Genomic DNA, 18,875 nt, shown 5'->3' with positions numbered 1-18,875 from the left:
GTTATATTTTTTGCAGGCCGTGGCGGCGAATATGCTCCAGCAGTTCACGGTTCGACGGCAGGGCGCCCAGCATCCTGCGCGTCAGGTCGGCCGCCTCGCGGTAATAGTGCGCGGCGGCCTCGGGGTCGGCGCGGCGCGTGCCGCCCGGCGCCGGTACGAATCCCATCCCGTACAGCACGTATTGCCAGCTGGCGGACGGGAACACTTCCTCGATGCGATGAAAATCCAACCGCGACGGCGGCCGGTGACGCCACAGCGCCAGCAGCTCGCGCAGTCGTTCCGGAATGGTGTTCTCGCTGCGGTTGTCCTCCCAGTAGGCACCGTCGCGCCGGCTCAGCACGTAGTGCAGCTTGAGGAATTCGACGACCCGTTCCCAGCGATAGGTGAACGCGTCGTTGAAGCGGCGCGCGACGACGTCCATGTCCGCGCGCGTGGCCGGCAGGTCGTCGCTGACCAGCGCTGCCGACATCTCGACCAACGCCAGCGCGGAGGCTTCCAGCGGCTCGATAAAGCCGGCCGACAGGCCGATGGCCACGCAGTTGCGGTGCCAGAATTCGCGCCGGTAGCCCGGCTCGAACGTCAGCTTGCGCGGTGTTGGCATGCCTTCGCTGCCAACGTAGGCGCGCAGGTCGGCTTCCGCTTGCGCGTCGCTCGTGTGGGCGCTGGAATAGACATGGCCGATGCCGCGCCGCGTCGGCAGGCCGATGTCCCAGATCCAGCCGGTGCGCTGCGCGGTGGACGTCGTCTGCGATGCGATCGGACTGTCATCGCTCTGGTACGGGACCTGCACGGCCAGCGCGCTGTCGTTGAACAGCACGTGCCGTTGCGAGATGACGGGGATATCGAAGTGGCGGCCCAGCAGCAGCGACTGCATGCCCGTGCAGTCGATGAACAGGTCGCCCGCCAGCGCGCCATGTTCGCGCGTGTGCAGCGCGGCGATGTCGCCATTGTCGTGCGAGGCGATGCCGGTCACGTGATCGGGCACGTAGCGCACCCCAAGGCGTTCCAGGCAGTGCTTGCGCAGGAAGACGCCGAACTTGCCGGCGTCGAGGTGATAGCCGTAGTTGGCGACGGCCGCGTATTCCGGCGTGCCCGGCTGCTTCGGCGCGCGGCCCTTTGCACACAGGTGCGGCTGGAAGCTCACCAGGTCGGCGAACGGCACCTGCGCGTAAGCGGCCTGCCACGGTCCGACCAGATCCGCTTCGCCATAGCCCTGCGGCAGGACGAACGGGTGAAAATAATAGTCGTCGCCTGCCGGTTCGCGCCAGCCGCGGAACAGGGAGCCTTGCTTGAACGCGGCATCGCATTCGCGGAAGAACGCCGTCTCAGGGACGCCGATGCGGCGCAGCGTGTCGCGCATGGAAGGCCACGTGCCTTCGCCCACGCCGATGGGCGCCACGTCGGGCGATTCAATCAGCGTGACTTGCAGCCCGTGCGGGGATGCCGCCTGGTGGTCGGCGGCGATCATGCCGGCCGTCAGCCAGCCGGCCGAGCCACCGCCGACAATCACGATGCGTCGAATCGCTTGAACCATACGGTGTTCCTGACGACGAAGTTGCCTAAAAGTTTAACCGAAAAACTAATTCGCAAACGGGAAAATTATCCCCTTCGAAGGGACTGATGGGCCGGCCGGAATGGCCGGCCCGCGGGCGTCGTCAGAACTTGTAGCGCATTCCCAACATGTAGCGTGGGCCCGTCTGCGTCGCGTTCACCAGCATGGTCTCGGTGCGGCCGTGCTGGCGGGTCGTCTCGTTGGTCAGGTTGATGCCCTCGAACTGCACGGACAGTTTCGGCGTGATGGCATAGTTGACGCTCAGGTCGAACTGGCCGTAGCTTTCCGTGTACTGCGGGTTGGGGCCGGCCGCGTCGAACGTCGAGGCCAGGAACTTGTCGCGCCAGTTGTAGGCCGCCCGCACCGTCCAGCCGGCGTTCTCATAGATGCCGATCAGGTTGGCCGAATCGGACAGCCCGACCAGCGCGAACTGCTCGCCGATGCCGGCGTTGTTGAACCCCAGGCCGGAATCGACATATGTGTAGTTGGCCGAGATGCCGAAGCCGCTGTCGCCAAACATGTGCTGCACGTTGAGCTCCAGTCCTTTCACGTCGGCCTTCTTCTGATTCGAGAACGTCGTGATGCGGAACTTCGCCACCGGATCGTTCGGCTGGCCAACGATCGTACCCGTCGCGTTGCCGGACGCGTCGTCCGCGCCCCGTGTGACGCCTGCGGCACCGGCATGATTGCGGAAGATGTAATTGCGGATGCAGGTCGTGTCGGCACCGGCGCAGCCGTTGGCCAGCGCTTCGTTCCAGAACGCGCCGCCGACCGGGGTGTGCAGGTTCTCCAGCGTGACGTCGACCTTCGACTGCCCGGCGTAGTTCTCCAGGTTCTTCTTGAAGAAGCCCACGGCAAAGAAGTTCTGTTTGCCGTAGTACCATTCGTAGGACAGGTCCAGGTTTTTCGACTTCACCGGCTTCAGTGCCGGATTGCCCTGCGAGCCCGTGCCGCCATCGAGACGGGCCAGGTGGTCCAGCACCACGCCGCCGGCAATCTGGTCGTAGCGCGGCCGGCCGATCGTGTGGCCGTACGACAGGCGCAGCTTCATGTCCTCGCGCAGCTGAAGATCGGAGTCGAGGCTGGGCAGCAGGTGGTGGTATTTGCCGGTCAGGGTCGTGAACGACGGATCGCCAAACTGCACCGGCAGCTCGTTCTGCGAGACCCAGCTGATCGACGTGGCCGTGGGCACCAGGGCCCTCGATACGACGTCGGTTTTTTCATAGCGCAGGCCCAGCGCCGTGCGCAGCGGCAGGTGCGTGTCCCAGTCGGTATTGAACTGCAGGTACAGGCTCTTCGACTTTTCCTCCGTGCGCTGGTCCGTATCCCAGTGATCCTTGACCGAGTACAGGTCGGGCCGGCCGGATGCCTTGATGGCCAGGTCGCGCACCTGCCCGAAGTCGAACGTATAGAAGTTGTTGAACAGGTTCGGGTTGCCGCTGCCGTCGATCTTGTCGAAATACTGGCGCACGGTCTCGGCGTGCCACACGCTGCTCGGGTAGTCGGCCGGGCTGGTGGCGCCGCCCCACGTGTCGCGCTGCATGGTGGAGAAGGCCGAGCGATTGTCGACCTTTGTTGCCGACAAGCCAAAGTTCAGCTCCGACGCTTCCAGCAGCTTCAGGCGACCCTTGAACTGCGTCTGCGTCACCTCGCCCTTCATGTAGCCGTTGCGGAAAGCGGACCCTGTCACCTGTTGCGGCGCGCGCTGGAAGTCCGCGCCCTGGATCGACAGGACCGGGAAGTCCTGGCTGAAGTCCGCCGTCGTGTTGCCGCGGCTGAAGGACGACGTGCCCAGCACGTTGTCCGATCCCCACGGGCTATCCGCCATCGATTCGGCAGTGGAGCGGTGCGCGTCCAGTTCCAGCTTCAGAGTGTTGTTGACCTTCCAGGCCGCGTTGAAGCCCAGCGACTTGTTGGCGCTTTTGGTCGCGAAGTCGGCGCCGCCCATGGCGATGTCACTGTTGGCAGGATTGATGATCTCCGTGTAAACCAGCGGTCCCGCGGCCGGGCCATTGGTCCAGCTGCTGGTGGACGGGCCGAAGTTGAACCACGCGGACAAGTCCTGGCGGCGCGTCTGGATCTTGTTTTCCGAATAGGTGTAGTCGAGCGTTGTCGTGATGTCCTTGCGCGGCGCGAACTGGAACGTCAACTGGCCGTTGGTGCGCTGGCGCTGCACGCCGGAGAAGGCATAGTTCAGGTTTTGCGGCACCGAATAGACGTCGGTCGGACCGGGGCGGTTGGTGATGTTCTCCGAGCCAGGCGCGCCGGGCAGGGGGATCGCGCCCCAGTTGTTCTCGTCGCCGCGAAACGGCCCCTTCCAGCCGCTGGAGACCGATGCCGTGTTGTAGCCCAGGTTGCGCTCCTGGTAGCTGGCGCTGACGGCGATGCCGAACATATTGTCGTTCCACGTCGTGCTGTAGATGCCGGAGATTTCCGGCGTCACCCGGTCTCCCGATTGGACGTCGCCCGGCAGGTTCGACGACGACTTGTCGTAGACACCCTTGACGCCGACGCTGGCCTGGAAGCCGGGGCGGTCCAGCGGACGCGCCGTCATGACGTTCAGGGTGGCGCCGATGCCGCCCGTGGGCGTATCGGCACGGCTGGTTTTATAGACCTGGATCTGCGAAATCGCCTCGGAGGCCAGGTTGGCGAAGTCGAATGCGCGGCCATTCAGGTCGCCCAGGTTCGACGTCGGCATCTGCCGGCCATTGAGCAGCACCATGTTGAAATCGGGCCCGACGCCGCGCACCGTGACCTTGGATCCTTCGCCGATCGAGCGGTCGATCGACACGCCGGAAATGCGCTGCAGCGATTCGGCCAGGTTTGTATCCGGAAACTTGCCGATATCCTCGGCCACGATGCCATCGACAATGCCGTCGGCATTGCGTTTCAGGTTCAGCGAGGACTGCATGCTGGCGCGCAGGCCCGTGACGACGACGGACGCCACCGGCGCATCGCCCGAGCTGCCGGACGTGCTGAGGGCTGTTTGCCCGGTGTCCGGCTGGCGGGTCTGGTCCTGCGCCTGCGCCAATGCCGGCCAGGCGCACGCGCTGGCAACCGCCAGCGCAATCAGTTTTTGTTTTGCCTTGGGGTAGTGCATTTCGTCTCCTGTGTTCTTATCGATTATTGGTGTGACACGGCCGTTTCTCTGCTGGAAACGTTTCCATCGGCGGGCGTAAAGCTGGTCAAGCCTGCAAAATGTTTTTGATCTGTTTGCTCGGGGCTCACCCGGGCTGTCAGGGTTGATAGACCCGGACGTAATCCACTTCGAACTGCCACGGCAAGCTGGCGTCCTGCACCTCGCCGCCCAGCCCGCCGCCCACCGCCAGGTTCAGCAGCAGATATTGCGGGCTGTCGAACGGCCACTTGTTGTAGTCGCCATCCTGCGGATTGACGAGCTCCGCATAGTCGCGGCCATCGACGCCGATGCGGATGCGCTCCCGCGTCCACGTCAGCTGGTAATTGTGGAAGGCGTGGCAGGCGTCGGGCAGCAAGACCTTGTCCGTGCGGGCAGTGCCCATCGGCCAGTTGCTGGCCCCTGTGTAGACGCTGCCGAGAATCTCGCCCGGCTTGTTGCCGACATGTTCCATGATGTCGATCTCGCCGTCGACGGGCCATCTGCCGCTGGTCCCCAGCATCCAGATCGCCGGCCAGCTGCCGCGGCCACAAGGCAGCCTGGCCCTTACTTCAATGAATGCATAGGTCCAGCTGGCCTTGCCGCGCGTGAGCAGCCGGGTCGACGAATACTGCTGGCCGCCGTAGTCGGGCTGCGTCGCCAGCGCTTCGCGCCGCGCGGTGATGATCAGCTTGCCATTCTGGACACGGCTGTTCTCAAGCCGGGCCCGGGCATAATACTGCAGCTCGTCGTTATGCCAGCCGGCGCGGTTGCGCTCCGTGTCATAGTCCCAGCGCGCCGGATCGGGCAGGCCGTCGACGTCGAATTCATCGGCCCAGACGAGGCGCCAGCCCGCCGGCACGTCCGCCCACGCGGTGGCGTGCAGCGCCAGCGCCATCGTCACGCACAGCAATTTTGCGGCTGAGGCCATGGGGTCCTTGATCGTTGCATGCAATATCAGAGTCGGTTCATGGTAACGTTTCCATTTTGGCGACGCAACAGGACATTGCGTCTTTTGTACGAACAAACAACAGACGATGCCGCGGACGTGGCAATGCCAGAACGGCGCGTCGTTCATGCAGATAACGACTGAAGAACCGACGGAGCCAGCCACGATAGCGGCGCCGATCGACCTGCCGGAGACCTGCATGTCGTCACGCCGTCGGCGCGTTCGTGGCCGGCCAAGGTCGAGCGCTGGCGCGGTTCCCGGGCATGCGATTGTCGCGGCCCGTGAGCCGGCTGGACGATAATTTCGGAATGCCGGGTACGGCCGGGGAGAAACCAGTCCCGGCAAGTCATCAGGTCCGAACGGCGCCATGGGTCTGGCGCTGGGCGTCGAACTGCGCCGCGGGAAAATCGAGCTCGACCCGACGCCGGCACTTGCCGCCGGCGATCGGCGTTGTCTCCCCGTTTATCTATCCACAACAGCAGATCGACAGCCTGGCCCCGATAGCGCTACAATTGAAAGTGATTCTCATTTAGATTCTCATTTACAGTCCAGAGCCAGGAGTTGCAATGTCCGCCGCCAGCACGTCCGTCCGTCTCCATTCCCGCTGCAACCTTCACGCGACCGTTCTCTGCGCCAGCATGGCGCTGATCTATCCTGCGGCTCACGCGCAGCAGGTGTCGGGCGGGCCGATGGGAGAGACCGACGGTCCGCTGCCGACCGTGACGGTCACCGGCACCGCCGAGCCCGGCACGGGCACGGAGGGCTCGGGCTCGCTGGCCAGCCGCAACGCCACCGTGTTCAAGGGCGTCGATTCCGTACGCGATATCCCCCAGCCCGTGACCGTGATCACGCGCCAGTTGCTGGACGACCGCGCGCTGCTGGACTTGCAGGAGGTACTGCAGAACACGCCGGGCGTCTCGGTCGATTATGTCGACAGCGAACGTGTCACGTATTACTCGCGCGGCTACCAGATTGACGCATTGCAGATCGACGGCTTTACCATCAACCAGAGCGGCTCGGCGTTCGTCCAGCCCGATACGGCCGTGCTGGACCGCGTGGAGGTGCTGCGCGGCGCATCCGGCATGCTGCGCGGATCGGGCAACCCGTCCGCCACCGTCAACATGGTGCGCAAGCGGCCAACCAGAACCTTGCAGGCGTCCGTCGGAGCCACGGTCGGCTCGTGGGACCGCTACCGCGTCGAAGGCGACCTGTCCGGCCCGCTGAACGCGGCCGGCACCGTACGCGGCCGCGTCGTGGCCGTCAACGACGAGAAGGATTTCTTCCAGAAGACCAAGCACGAGGACCGCAAGGTGCTGTACGGCGTGATCGAGGCCGATCTCGGCCGCAACACCACCGTGACGGCCAGCCTGCAGCACACCGACCTGGACGCCAACGGTGCCTGGGGTAACCTGCCCGCCAATCTCGACGGCTCGCCGCTGGACCTGCCGCGCGAAATGTACCTGGGCGCGGACTGGAACCGCTGGAACCGCTACAACCAGCAGGCGTTCGCAGAGGTCGAACACCGCTTCGGCAACGACTGGACGATCAAGGCCAGCGCCGCGTGGACCCGGCTGCACCTGAAGAAAGACGGGTTCAAACAGACCTACTTTGTGCGCCCCGCTGGCGCGACCAATCCCTACCTGATGAACGTAACGACCGCCCAGTACACCGGCGCCGACAGCGACCAGCGCAACTTCAACGTCACGGCCAACGGGCCGTTCTCGCTGTTCGGCCGCACGCACCAGCTCGTGGTCGGCGGCGAAAGCCTGCGGACGGACGCCACCGACAGCTGGGGACAAGGCAATCTCTATCAGCTCAACAACGTCGATATCCGCACGTGGGACCCGCACACCTCGTATGCCGAGCGCGACGTCCCGATGACGGGCAGCGCTGCCCCACGTTCACCCGGCAGAAGGGCGCGTTCGCCACGGCGCGCCTGTCGATTACCGATCCGCTGACCATCATGGTGGGCGGCCGGCTGAGCTGGTGGGAATACGAAGCCGTCAAGACGCCAGCCAACAATTACAAGATCAACCGCGAGGCGACACCGTTTGCCAGCGCCGTCTACGATTTCACAAAGAACGTCAACGGCTACTTCAGCTACACGGAGATCTTCACGCCGCAAAACGTCAAGGACGCCAACGGCAATATCCTCGATCCCATCCGTGGCGAAGACTACGAAGCGGGCGTCAAGGGCGAATTCTTCGGCGGCCGCCTGACCGCCTCTGGGAGCGTGTTCCGGATCAACAACGTGGGCCGCGCCATCGAGGATGCCGCCAGCCCCGACCCGTGCCTGCCGTACTACACGACCGGCCACTGCCGCATCGCCGGCGGCAAGACCCGGAGCGAGGGCTTCGAACTCGAGGTGGCTGGCGAACTGCTGCCCGGCTGGCAGGTCATGGGCGGCTACACCAACACGCGCACCGAATACCTGGTCGACACCAATGCCGGCAACGTCGGCCAGCCGCTGCGCTCGATCGATCCACGCCACCAGCTGCGCGTGTTCACCACCTACCGCCCCCAGGGTGCGCTGCAGGGCCTGACGGTTGGCGGCGGTGCGCAACTGCAAAGCGACGCGTACGCGACCGGCAGCGGCCTGACGACGCGCCAGGGTGGCTATACTGTCTACAACGCGATGCTGGGTTACAAGTTCAACGAGCGCTACGCGCTCCAGGTCAATGTCAACAATGTATTCGACAAGACCTACTACAAGAAGTTCGCGCCGACGGGCATCAACAATTACTACGGCGATCCGCGCAATGTGATGGTGTCGCTGCGGGCGACCTTGTAAGCGCTACGGCCGCGCCCGGTGACAGTATTCGTGCCTGACCCCGATGTTGTCACGGGCACGGCCGTTATCGTCGTTTATGCGTCCGCGGGGTGGTGCATACCGTCGCTGGTCACGCGGGGATGAACCGGTATAGCGTCAGTGCCAGGCCAGCACATTGCTGACGCAGGCCGGCATCGACATCGCCGTGACCGACCTGCTGCTGGTCGACGACGTCTGATCAGCCTACCGTCGCGGTCACGGGCTTCAGCGCCTGCATGATCTGCAGCACGGCAGGTCCCAGCAGCACCACCAGCAAGGCCGGGAAGATAAAGAAGATCAGCGGGAACAGCAATTTCGTGGCGATCTTGGCCGCCTGCTCTTCCACCATCTGGCGGCGCCGGGTGCGCAGTTGTTCGGATTGCACGCGCAGCGCCACGCCGACGCTGGTGCCGAAGCGGTCGGCCTGGATCAGCATCTTCACCAGTGCGTCGACATCTTCCACACCCGTGCGCAGCGCCAGGTTGCGCAGCGCCTTGTCCTTGGCGCTGCCGGCGCGCAGCTCCAGCGTCACCAGCTGCAGCTCCTCGGCCAGGATGGCGCTTTTCAGGCCGATCTCGGCACCCACGCGCGCCAGCGCCGCATCCATCGCCAGGCCGGCTTCCACGCAGACCGTCATCAGGTCCAGCGCGTCCGGGAAGCTCTCGAAGATTTCGCGCTGGCGTTCGGCGATCTTGCGCTTGAGGATCACGTCGGGGAGATAGTAGCCGCAGGCTGCGGCGATCACCAGCCACAGGATCGTCATGCTGGCGGCACGCTCCGCGTCGTGGCGCAACACAAGATACAGCAGCAGCGGCAATCCCACTGTCAGTGCTGTTTTCCCGGCGTGGAACAGCCCCGGCGTTGTGGGATTGCGCCAGCCCGCGTGGATGAACCGCAGTCGAACGGGCGAACCTTCCCAGCCTTCGGCGGGAACGGACAGCCGCGCCAGCGGCTCGGCCAGCTGCGCCAGCCGCTGCAGCCAGTTTCCGCGCGGCGCGGCGCGGGTCTCGCGCTCGTCCAGCGCCGTCAGGCGCCCCTTGACCGGATCGCGCGTGAGCACCAGCATCGTCAGCGCGACAAGGCCGAAGATCGCGATGAACAGGGCGGCAAGGATCAGCAGTTGAGAAATCGTCATAGGTGAAAATCCTCAGACACGCAGGCGGATCAGCTTGCGGATGGCCAGCACGCCCGCCGCCATCATCACGGCGGCGCCGTACAGCATCTTGCGCCCGGTCGGATCCGTCACGAGCACGCCCATCGTTTCCGGGTTCGCCAGGTACATCATGCCGCCCGCGCCGAACGGCAGCAGGCACAGGATCCACGCCGACATGCGGCCTTCCGCCGACAGCACGCGTACCTGCCCCAGCAACTTGTGACGGTCACGGATGATGGCGCTGATCGATGTCAGCAGCTCCGTCAGGTTGCCGCCCGTCTCGCGCTGGATCAGCACCGCGACCACAAAGTACTGCAGATCCATGCTCGGCACGCGCTGCGCCAGGTTGTTCAGCGCATCGCCCATCGCCACGCCGAAATTGACTTCGTCGAACGCGGCCTTGAATTCCTCGCCCAGCGGCGCGCCTACCTCGTCGCCCACCAGCTTCAACGCCGTCGGGAACGCGTGACCGGCGCGCATGGCGCGGCTCATCATATCCAGCGCTTCGGGCAACTGGCGTTCGAATTTCGCCATCCTGGCCGCCTTGCTGCGCGCCAGATGCAGCAGCGGCGCCACGCCCATGCCGACAGCCGTCAACAGCACCGCGAATCCCGGCAGGTGCAGCATGAACGCCAGCACGAGGCCGAGCAGGAAGCCGCCGGCGCACAGACAGAGCAGGCGCGCGACCATGTAGCCGGCACCGGCCTGCAACAGCATGCGGTCCAGCGCCGCGGTGCCGGGCAGGCGGCGCAGCATCAGGTGCACGTCCGGATTGGCGCTGAGGCGACGCTCCTTGACGATGGTGACGTCGGTTGCCTTGGTCTCGCCGCCGATGACGCCGCGCAGCCGGCGCGCCACCCGTTCCGCTTCCGGATCGCGGTGCGTGCTCCAGCCCACGTAGACACCCCATACCAGCAGCAATACGGCGGCAAAGATCAGCAGTAGCAGGAACAGGAAGGTGATGTCCATGGGTCAGCGCGGCTCGAAGACCTGGGGCGACAGGTTCACGCCGAACGTGCGCAGGCGCTCGGCAAAGCGCGGGCGCACGCCGCTGGCACTGAAGTGGCCCAGCACCGTGCCGTCGTCCGTCACGCCGGTCTGCTTGAACGAAAAAATCTCCTGCATCGTGATGACATCGCCCTCCATCCCCGTCACCTCGGAGATCGACAGCACCTTGCGCTTGCCGTCCGTCAGGCGCGAGACCTGCACGACGACACCCACGGCGGCGCTGATCTGCTGGCGCATGGCACGCGGCGGCAGGGTGCCGGCCGCCATGCTGACCATGTTTTCCAGGCGCGTCAGCGCATCGCGCGGCGTGTTGGCGTGGATGGTTGCCATCGAGCCTTCGTGGCCCGTGTTCATGGCGCCCAGCATGTCCAGCGCCTCGGCGCCGCGCACCTCGCCCAGGATAATGCGATCGGGCCGCATCCGCAGCGCGTTGCGCACCAGCGCCCGCTGCGTCACTTCGCCCTTGCCTTCGATATTGGCGGGGCGCGTTTCCAGGCGCACCACGTGCGGCTGCTGCAGCTGCAGTTCGGCCGCGTCTTCCACCGTGACGATCCGTTCCGTCGGGTTGATGAAGCCTGAGATCACGTTGAGCATCGTCGTCTTGCCGCTGCCCGTGCCGCCCGAGATCAGGATGTTGACCTTGGCTTTACCAAGACCTTGCAGCACCTCGGCCATGTCGGCCGTCACGCTGCCGTAGGACACCAGGTCGGCCAGGCGCAACGGATCGGCCGAGAAGCGCCGGATCGACATCACGGGACCGTCGATCGCCAGCGGCGGGATGATGGCATTTACGCGCGAGCCGTCCGGCAGGCGCGCATCGACCATCGGGCTCGATTCGTCGATACGGCGGCCCACCCGCGAGACGATCTTGTCGATAATCTTCATCAAGTGCGCGTCGTCCGTAAACGTCACGTCCGTCAGTTCCAGCTTGCCGCGCCGCTCGACGTACACCTGCTTGTGCGTGTTGACGAGGATATCGGAAACGGTCGGGTCTTCCAGCAGCGGCTCGAGCGGGCCGAAACCCAGCATCTCGTTCTGGATGTCGCGCGTCAGCGTCTTGCGCTCCGCGTCGTTGATGACGACCATCTCTTCTTCGAGCAGCCGTTCGACCAGCAGGCGCAGCTCCTGGCGGATCTGGTCCGGCGTCAGGCGCCCCATGCTTTCCAGGTCGACGCGGTCCAGCAGCGCCTCGTGGATGCGACTTTTCAGCTGGTGATAGCCGCGGTTGTCGATCGGCCCGCGCTGGGCCGTCGGGCGCGCCACGCTGCCGGAGGCCAGGCGTTCGCGCAGGGAAGTGGAGGGCATGGTCATGATGTCGTCTCGTCGGTCATGCGGCGCGGCGCTTGAACAGGCGCGCCATCAGGCTTGATGCCTGCTGCGGCGCAGCTTCGCCCGTCAGGTCGCGTGCCATGTCCGTCAGCGCGGTGCTGAGGGGGCTGTCGGGCATCAGGCGCGTGACCGGCACGCCCTGATTGACGGACTTCGCGGCCGCGTCGTAATGGTTTGGCATCGTGCGCAAGCTGGTGGTGTCGAACGCTTCCTCCAGGTCGCGCAGGCGGATGTCGCTGTTCTTGTCGTGGCGATTGACGATCAGCTCGACCTTGTCCTTGGCGTAATCGAGGTTGCGGAACACCGTCAGCAGGCGCTTGCCGTCGCGGATGTACGGCAGCGTCATCTGCAGCACGGGATAGATCGTGTCGGCATGATCGAGCGCGCGGATGCTGACCGGGTCCAGGCTGCGGCCCACGTCCAGCACGATGAAATCGTACTGGCGCCGCGCCAGCTTGACGATGGCGTCGATGTGTTCGGGCTTGACGTCGCTCGCATGGGCCGGATCGGACGGCGCGGCCAGCACGCTGTAGTTGGGCGTGACGGCCACCATGCTCGATGCGAGGAACGACGGATCGAGGCGGTGGATCTGCGTCGCCACGTCCGACAACGTCGCCAGCGGCTTGATGTCCGAAACGAACAGCGAGGCGTCGCCGAACTGCAGGTTCATGTCGATCAGCGCCACGCGCTTGCTGCCGCCGGCCGACAGCGCATAGGCCAGGTTCGTTGCCAGGAAGGTGGAACCGCTGCCGCCCTTGCACGAGATGAAGGCCAGCACCTTGCCGTTGGTGCCGCCCTGGTTGCCCAGCTTTTCGGCGATACGGTCGAGCGCCTGCGCCAGCGCGGCCGGGGCCGGGATCGCCGGCAGTACTTCGCGCACGCCGGCTCGCATGGCGCGCAGCAGGAAATCCTGCGACAGGTCGCCGGCCAGCACGATGAACGACATGCGCGGGAACAGGTGGCCCAGGCGTTCCAGGGCTTCCAGCTCGCCTTCATCGGCGCGCGGCTGGTCGACGACCAGAACGTCCGGCACGGCGTCGTCCGCAAGCGTTGTCAGTTTCGCGGGCGTGCCGGCGATCATGTCGACTTCGTCGGCACCGGGGCGGTTGCGCAGCACGCGCGCCAGTTCGATCAGCTGGCGGTCGTCGCGCGACAGGATGGCGATTTTCACTTGTAATCCTTACTTCGTGCTGCCAAACGCGGCGTTGTCCGCGTGCGTCTGCGGCGTCACGTACGACTGCTGGTAATTCGCGTACGCGGCGACGGCAGCGCTGCCGTCGGTGCCGGTTTCCCGGCGCGGCTGCGTCGGAATGGTCTGGCTGGCGACAATGGCGCGCAGGGTGGTGCCGGACGTGGCCAGCGATGCCGGCGCACAGGCCGGGAGGCCGCACAGGGCGAGGGCGATCAGGAGCGAACGGGCGATCATGGCTTGTCCTTCGGTGCGTCGGGTTGCTGGAATCCTTCGTGGCGGCCGCCCAGGAAGAACAGGGCGGGCGAGGGCTCGATATAGTCGTCCGTCGGCAGGCGCGGCTTGTCCGCCAGCGGCTTGGCCAGGTGCGGCGTGACGATGAACACGAGTTCCGTGCGGTCGTTCTGGAAGTCGCTGCTGCGGAACAGCGTGCCCAGCACGGGCACGTCGCCCAGGAACGGGAAGCGCTTGATATTGCTGGTCACGTTGTTGCGGATCAGGCCGCCGATGGCGAAGCTCTGGCCATCCTGCAGCTGCACCGTCGTGCTGGCGCGGCGCGTGGTAAACGACGGCAGCAGTGCCGTCGCGTTGTTCGTGCCGCCCGGCAGCGTGATGCCGATACCTTCGCGGTTCAGTTCCGACACCTCCGGCGCCACGCGCAGGTTGATGCGCCCGCCCGCCAGCACAGTCGGCGTGAAGCGCACGGCCACGCCGTATTCCTTTTCTTCCAGCGTGATCGTGTTGCCGCCCGTCGGATTGTTCTGCGCGACGGGGATGAAGATCTTGCCGCCCGCGAGGAAGCTGGCTTCCTGGCCGCTGATCGCCATCACCGTCGGCTCGGCCAGGATCTTGACGAGACCGTCGCGCTTTTCGCCGTCGATGGTGACGCGGCCCACGCTGTTGGCGATCACGCCCAGCGACCCGGCACCACCCGTCAGCAGGCTGGAGACGATGCCATAGGTGTCCTTCGAGCCGGTGATGTGCGAGCGGCTGATGTTGGCGCCCAGCTGGTCCACCAGCGACTTCGAGATCTCGGCGATTTTCACCTCCAGCATGACCTGCTGGGGCGCGGCGACCTGCAGCATGTTCAGCACCTTCGCCGTCGTCACGGCGGGTGCCGGCTTGACGGATGCTCCGACACCGCTTGCGGGCGGCGAACCGGCGCCCTTGTCCGCAGCGGCGGCGGCTTCGGTGGCCGCTTCCTGGAACGACGTGGCCAGGCCGACCAGCTGCGCCGCCACGACGGAATCGCTGACCATGCCGGACAGGATCAGCGCATTGCCGGAGCTGCCGATATGGATGTTCTTCTCGGCCGGGAACAGCGTGTCGAACTGCGCACGCAGCGCTGCCGTATCGACGCGCACGTCGATATCGAACACGGTGGAACGCCCGTCCCGTGTCGAGACGATCAGGTTGGTGGAACCAACGCTGCGTGCCACCAGCACGATCTCGCTGGCGTTGGGTACGACGACGTTGGCCACGTCGGGCGCGCCCACCGTCACCTGGCTCGCTGGTGAACAGAAGCGCTTCAGCAGCGATTTGCCGCGTACCAGTTCGAGCCGGCCCGTGACGTCGCCGCGGCCGCGCAGGTCGATGCAGTCGGGCGCTGCGGCGGCATTGAGCGACAGCGCCAGCGTTGCGGCCAGCACGGTTTGTTGGGGAAGCGACAGCATCATGGGGCAGCCTTGGACGGGAACGATTGCGGAGCGGCGTCGAGGCCGCGGATCACCATCACGCCCTCGGCGGGAGGCGGGGTACGCACGACGGGCGGGGGAGCGGAAGGCGCTGGTGCCATGACCGGCGCCGGCGTGGGCGCCGCGGCCCTGGCCGGCGGCAGCCCGAGCACGGATTCGCGCGTCGCGCCGACCGTATTGGCCGGTTGCGGATCGACCTGATTGCGCAGCACGAGCGACAACGTGCCGATGCTGCGCGCCAGGTCCAGTTTTTCCACCTCGTCCGGCGTGAGCTCCAGCGTGACGGCGTTGACGACTTTCGGCTTGGTGTCGTCGCGGTTCGATTCCTGGGCAACGGCCAGCACGAGGATCCGTTCCAGCACGATTTTCGAGATCGATTCCACGCGCGCGCCACTGTCCGACGATGTCTGCTGCAGGTTGACGAGGATGTCGACGTAGTTGCCCGGCAGCGCAAAGCCGGCCACGCCGACGACGTCGTTGACACGCACCGTCATGGCGCGCTTGCCGGCCGCGACGACGGCGGACAGGCCGCCCGTCGTTCCCGCAGGCGCCAGTTTGGTTTCCAGTACCGCCTCACCGCGGCCGATCTGCGTGCGTGTGACGCGGCCCTCGAGCTGCTTGATGTCCGTGATGGCGCCGGGCGGCAGGGCGCCGGCCGGCCAGTCGATCATCTGGACGTTCTCCGTGGCCAGGCGCATGCCCTGGCCGATGTCGGCGGCGGCGATCGCCACTTTCGTGCCGGCCGCCGCGCCTTGCTCGTTCATCCACCTGGCGGCAACCACCACGGCAGCCAGCGCCAGGAACAGGGCAACGCCGATAATCAGCAGGGATCGGGAATTTCTCATTACAGGTTCTCCATCGAACCGCGCTCGCGGCGGTCCAGTTCCGGCGGCCGGCCGGGCGGGCCGTCGGCGGCAAAGTAGTTGTCCCAGGCCCAGTCCAGCGTGCGGCGGGAGAGTTCCGGGGCGCGGTCTTCATAGCGCGCCAGGTCGCGCAGCTGGCGCACCAGGTCGCGCGGGTAGCAGGCCAGCAGCGGCACGTTGCGCTGGCGGTGGCAGTCGAGCAGGTAGTCGAAGACGTCGGCATCGAAGCCCACGCCGGCCTGTTCGCATGCGTTGCGGAACAGCAGGGCGTATTCGTCGGTCGAAGCGGGCGGCACTTCGATCTTGTAGCCCAGCCGGCGCAGGAAGGCACCATCGGACAGGCGGTGCGGCACGAAATTCGACGAGAACACGACGATCACGTCGAACGGCACCTGGAACGTGTGGCCGGTGTGCAGCGTGAGGTAATCGACATTGCGGTCCATCGGCACGATCCAGCGGTTCATCAGCGCCTCGGGCGAGCAGCGCTGGCGCCCCAGGTCGTCGATGATGAAAATGCCGTTGTTCGATTTCAGGTGCGGCGGCGCCTGGTACAGGCGCGTGTGCGGGTCGAAGCGCAGGTCCAGCATGTCGAGCGTCAGTTCGCCGCCGGCCAGCGCGGCCGGGCGGCGCACGCCGCGTACCCAGCGCATGTCGGGCGCGCTGCCGCGGTCGATGCCGCGGTCGGTGCCGAAACCGGCCGCTGCCGGCTCGCCCGTCAGCTGGTGCTGTACGGTGTCGAAGAACGGCACGACTTCGCCGTCGATCATCAGCGCGTACGGCACGGCGATGGCGCCGGACAGCAGGTCGCGCAGGCGCTCGGCCAGGAAGGTCTTGCCGCTGCCGGCCAGGCCGTGCAGGAACAGCGCGCGGCCGGAGTTCATCGCCGCGCCCAGCTGCGCCAGTACGCGCGGATTGGCGACGATGCCGTCGAATACCTGCGCCATGTGCGCATGCGTGACGTGCACGCCGGCCACGCTTTGCGCCTGCACCTGCGCCGTGTAGGCCGCCAGGGTGACGGGCGCCGGGCCGGCATAGGCATTGCGGCTCAGTGCGGCGGCGGCGCGCTGGCGCCCCGTTTCCGTCAGCAGGAAGGCGATGTCGGCATCGGTGCCGCTGTTGCCGGCACGCGCGACTTCGCACAGCTTCTCGGCACGCAGGAAGGCGATCAGCGGATCGACGACCGCCATGTTCAGTTTCAGGTGCGACGCCAGTTCGGCCAGACGCAGCTGGCCGCGCTGGTGCAGCACTTTCGACACCAGTTCGGCCAGGAAGAGAAATGGCAGGCCCGTGTCGTCCACGGTGCGCGGGGCGCGCGCCTCGGCAGGAGCGACATTGTTCACAGCGGCAGCTCTCCGAATGCGCGCAGCCACAGGACGCTGGCGACGGTGCCGGTCGCGATGGCGACAGCGTACGGCAGGCGTCCACTGGCGGCAGCCGGCGCGGCGATGCCGTCGGCCAGCCCGGTCAGGCCCGCGTGCAGCATCGTCTGGTACGTGTTGTTCAGCAGGCGCCCCAGGCTGCGCTGCCATGCGGCGACCGCCAGTGCCAGTACGCCGCCGGCCAGCAGGGTCGCGATGGCGACGGTCAGAATATCGCCGGCGCCGACAAAGGCGCCGACCATGGCCAGCAGCTTGACGTCGCCCGCGCCCATCAGGCGCAGCACGTACATCGGCAGCAGAATGGCCAGCCCCAATGCGAACCCACCCAGCGCGGACAGCAGCCCCAGGCCGCCCATCGGCGTGCCGAACAGCCCCGCGCCGGCAGGCAGGAACGCGTGCAGCGCCAGCGCTAGCAAGGCGCCCGGGAACACGACGGCGTTCGGGATGCGGCGCGCGCGCACGTCGTGCCAGACGGCCAGCGCCAGCAACGCGAACAGCAGCACGAGGGGAAGGGACGACAAGGATAGACTCCATGGATAAAAAAATGTCCGGAACGGGCGGGCCGGCCGGACTGGTGGCGCGCGGCGACGGGCGCGCCTGCAGCGATTACTTGATCAGGTCTGCCACTTTCTTGAACATGGCGCTGATGTTGGTGCCCAACGTGGTGACGGCGGCGGCGATCACGGCGGCGACTAGTGCGGCGATCAGCGCGTATTCGATGGCGGTGACGCCGTCTTCCTCGGCGATGAAGTTTTTGATGAGGTTCATGGTTGTCCTTGTAAGTGAGTAGGTCATGCGCTCGTCCATGCGGCCAGCACCGCAATGAAGCCGACAACTGCGACAAGGACCGTCAGGACAATGTGCGACATCGTCGCGCTACCCGTGCGTTCGTACTGCTGCTGATCCGGGAAGTCTTCCTTGTCGTACACGTCCGCTCCTGTTCATTGCCGTCGCCGCATGAATGATGGGATGCGCAGCGCATGAACGACATCGTACGGGGCGGGCGGTACCGCCGCATCCGTCAAACCTCCCCTTTTGTCTGGGACAAATGTCCTACGTGCCATGACAACATCGGGGTCAGGCACGAAAACTGTCACGGCCTCTGCCGTTGCGGCAGAAGATGACAGTTTTTGTGCCTGACCCCGGGGTGGGGAAAACTGTCAGCGGGCTCAGGCGTGGAGGTTGTGCTTGGTGGCGTAGACGTACAGTTCGAGGCGGTTGGCCACGTTCAGCTTCTGGTAGATGGCGGTGAGGTGGTTGCGCAACGTCCGCTCGGAGATGCAGGCACGGTCGGCCAGGTCCTTGTTCAGCGCGCCCTTGCCTTGCACGATCATGCCGATCACGTCGCGCTCGCGCGCCGTCAGCGACGCGATGCGCTGCGCTTCGGGATTCGCGGCAGGCGCGGGGGCCACGATCTGTCCCAGCAGCGCCTGCATCAGCGACTGGTCCAGCCACAGTTCGCCGGCGTACACCTTGCGCACGGCATTGAGCACTTCTTCCGTGGCCGCTTCCTTGCCGACGACGCCGCGCGCGCCCAGCTTGACGGCCGCCGTCAGCGTGGCCTGGTCACGGTTGGCGCTGAGGATGACGGCGCGGGTGACGCCGTTCGACAGCAGCGCCGGCAGGATGTCCAGCGAGCTGCTGCCTTTCAGGTCCAGATCCAGCAGCACGATATCGGGCCGTTGCGCCGCGTACAGGGCGACGGCTTCGTCGGCCGTACTGGCGCTGCCGACCAGTTCCAGGGCCGGTGCCTCGGCCTGGATCAGGCGCTCCAGTCCCCACAGCATCGTCTTGTGGTCATCCACCAGCAGGATGCGGATGGTCATGGTCTCTCC

General features: G+C 66.0%; 17 protein-coding genes. 2 read left to right on the top strand and 15 right to left on the bottom strand.

The window, feature by feature from the left end:
- Position 1: 1 nt before the first annotated feature.
- The 3 genes from E1742_RS16270 to E1742_RS16260 all read right to left on the bottom strand — a co-directional run bounded on the left by E1742_RS16270 (position 2) and on the right by E1742_RS16260 (position 5,598).
- Complete coding sequence (locus tag E1742_RS16270; RefSeq protein ID WP_134386029.1) at positions 2-1,534, bottom strand: tryptophan halogenase family protein; 1,533 nt, start codon at positions 1,532-1,534, stop codon at positions 2-4.
- A 121-nt stretch (positions 1,535-1,655) separates the two neighbouring features.
- Positions 1,656-4,652, bottom strand: coding sequence for a TonB-dependent receptor (locus E1742_RS16265; protein WP_134386028.1), 2,997 nt, complete (start codon positions 4,650-4,652; stop codon positions 1,656-1,658).
- 136 nt (positions 4,653-4,788) lie between these two features.
- Positions 4,789-5,598, bottom strand: a complete 810-nt coding sequence (locus tag E1742_RS16260) for a glycoside hydrolase family 16 protein (RefSeq protein WP_134386027.1) — start codon at positions 5,596-5,598, stop codon at positions 4,789-4,791.
- A 584-nt stretch (positions 5,599-6,182) separates the two neighbouring features.
- Here E1742_RS16260 and E1742_RS26845 point away from each other — a divergent pair.
- Together E1742_RS26845 and E1742_RS26840 are read left to right on the top strand one after the other, a co-directional pair.
- Positions 6,183-7,574 carry a TonB-dependent siderophore receptor gene (locus E1742_RS26845; RefSeq protein WP_229466024.1) on the top strand — a complete coding sequence of 464 codons (1,392 nt, stop codon included), beginning with the start codon at positions 6,183-6,185 and terminating at the stop codon, positions 7,572-7,574.
- Positions 7,553-8,407, top strand: coding sequence for a TonB-dependent siderophore receptor (locus E1742_RS26840; RefSeq protein ID WP_229466843.1), 855 nt, complete (start codon positions 7,553-7,555; stop codon positions 8,405-8,407). The genes E1742_RS26845 and E1742_RS26840 overlap by 22 nt, the downstream gene beginning before the upstream one ends.
- A gap of 217 nt (positions 8,408-8,624) precedes the next feature.
- Here E1742_RS26840 and E1742_RS16250 read toward each other — a convergent pair whose 3' ends face one another.
- From E1742_RS16250 to E1742_RS16200, 12 genes are all read right to left on the bottom strand, one after another.
- A complete protein-coding gene (locus tag E1742_RS16250) occupies positions 8,625-9,560 on the bottom strand; it encodes a type II secretion system F family protein (RefSeq protein ID WP_134386026.1) in 936 nt (311 codons plus the stop codon).
- A gap of 12 nt (positions 9,561-9,572) precedes the next feature.
- The gene (locus E1742_RS16245) at positions 9,573-10,547 is read right to left on the bottom strand and encodes a type II secretion system F family protein (RefSeq protein ID WP_134386025.1); all 975 of its coding nucleotides are present in this window, start codon (positions 10,545-10,547) and stop codon (positions 9,573-9,575) included.
- A gap of 3 nt (positions 10,548-10,550) precedes the next feature.
- A complete protein-coding gene (locus tag E1742_RS16240) occupies positions 10,551-11,897 on the bottom strand; it encodes a TadA family conjugal transfer-associated ATPase (RefSeq protein ID WP_134386024.1) in 1,347 nt (448 codons plus the stop codon).
- Between the two features lie 16 nt (positions 11,898-11,913).
- Positions 11,914-13,086, bottom strand: coding sequence for a CpaE/TadZ family protein (locus E1742_RS16235; RefSeq protein ID WP_134386023.1), 1,173 nt, complete (start codon positions 13,084-13,086; stop codon positions 11,914-11,916).
- Positions 13,087-13,095: 9 nt separating this feature from the next.
- The gene (locus E1742_RS16230; protein ID WP_134386022.1) at positions 13,096-13,341 is read right to left on the bottom strand and encodes a hypothetical protein; all 246 of its coding nucleotides are present in this window, start codon (positions 13,339-13,341) and stop codon (positions 13,096-13,098) included.
- On the bottom strand, positions 13,338-14,780 hold the full coding sequence (locus E1742_RS16225; protein ID WP_134386021.1) for a type II and III secretion system protein family protein: 1,443 nt from the start codon (positions 14,778-14,780) through the stop codon (positions 13,338-13,340). The genes E1742_RS16230 and E1742_RS16225 overlap by 4 nt, the downstream gene beginning before the upstream one ends.
- Positions 14,777-15,643, bottom strand: a complete 867-nt coding sequence (gene cpaB, locus E1742_RS16220; RefSeq protein WP_134386020.1) for a Flp pilus assembly protein CpaB — start codon at positions 15,641-15,643, stop codon at positions 14,777-14,779. The genes E1742_RS16225 and cpaB overlap by 4 nt, the downstream gene beginning before the upstream one ends.
- On the bottom strand, positions 15,643-17,001 hold the full coding sequence (locus E1742_RS16215) for a DUF8689 domain-containing protein (protein WP_229466022.1): 1,359 nt from the start codon (positions 16,999-17,001) through the stop codon (positions 15,643-15,645). The genes cpaB and E1742_RS16215 overlap by 1 nt, the downstream gene beginning before the upstream one ends.
- Positions 16,998-17,561 (bottom strand): A24 family peptidase, encoded by a 564-nt coding sequence (locus E1742_RS16210; protein ID WP_134386019.1) that lies wholly within the window; start codon positions 17,559-17,561, stop codon positions 16,998-17,000. The genes E1742_RS16215 and E1742_RS16210 overlap by 4 nt, the downstream gene beginning before the upstream one ends.
- Positions 17,562-17,646: 85 nt before the next feature.
- Positions 17,647-17,808: a Flp family type IVb pilin gene (locus E1742_RS16205; RefSeq protein ID WP_134386018.1), complete on the bottom strand. Its 162-nt coding sequence runs from the start codon at positions 17,806-17,808 to the stop codon at positions 17,647-17,649.
- Between the two features lie 23 nt (positions 17,809-17,831).
- The gene (locus tag E1742_RS26215) at positions 17,832-17,969 is read right to left on the bottom strand and encodes a hypothetical protein (protein WP_166793507.1); all 138 of its coding nucleotides are present in this window, start codon (positions 17,967-17,969) and stop codon (positions 17,832-17,834) included.
- 240 nt (positions 17,970-18,209) lie between these two features.
- On the bottom strand, positions 18,210-18,866 hold the full coding sequence (locus E1742_RS16200; RefSeq protein ID WP_134386017.1) for a response regulator: 657 nt from the start codon (positions 18,864-18,866) through the stop codon (positions 18,210-18,212).
- Positions 18,867-18,875 lie beyond the last annotated feature (9 nt).

The sequence above is a fragment of the Pseudoduganella plicata genome, from assembly GCF_004421005.1.
Classification (GTDB): Bacteria; Pseudomonadota; Gammaproteobacteria; order Burkholderiales; family Burkholderiaceae_D; genus Rugamonas; species Rugamonas plicata.
The sequence above is the reverse complement of the archived record's forward strand: the minus strand, read 5'-3'. Positions and strand labels throughout refer to the sequence as shown.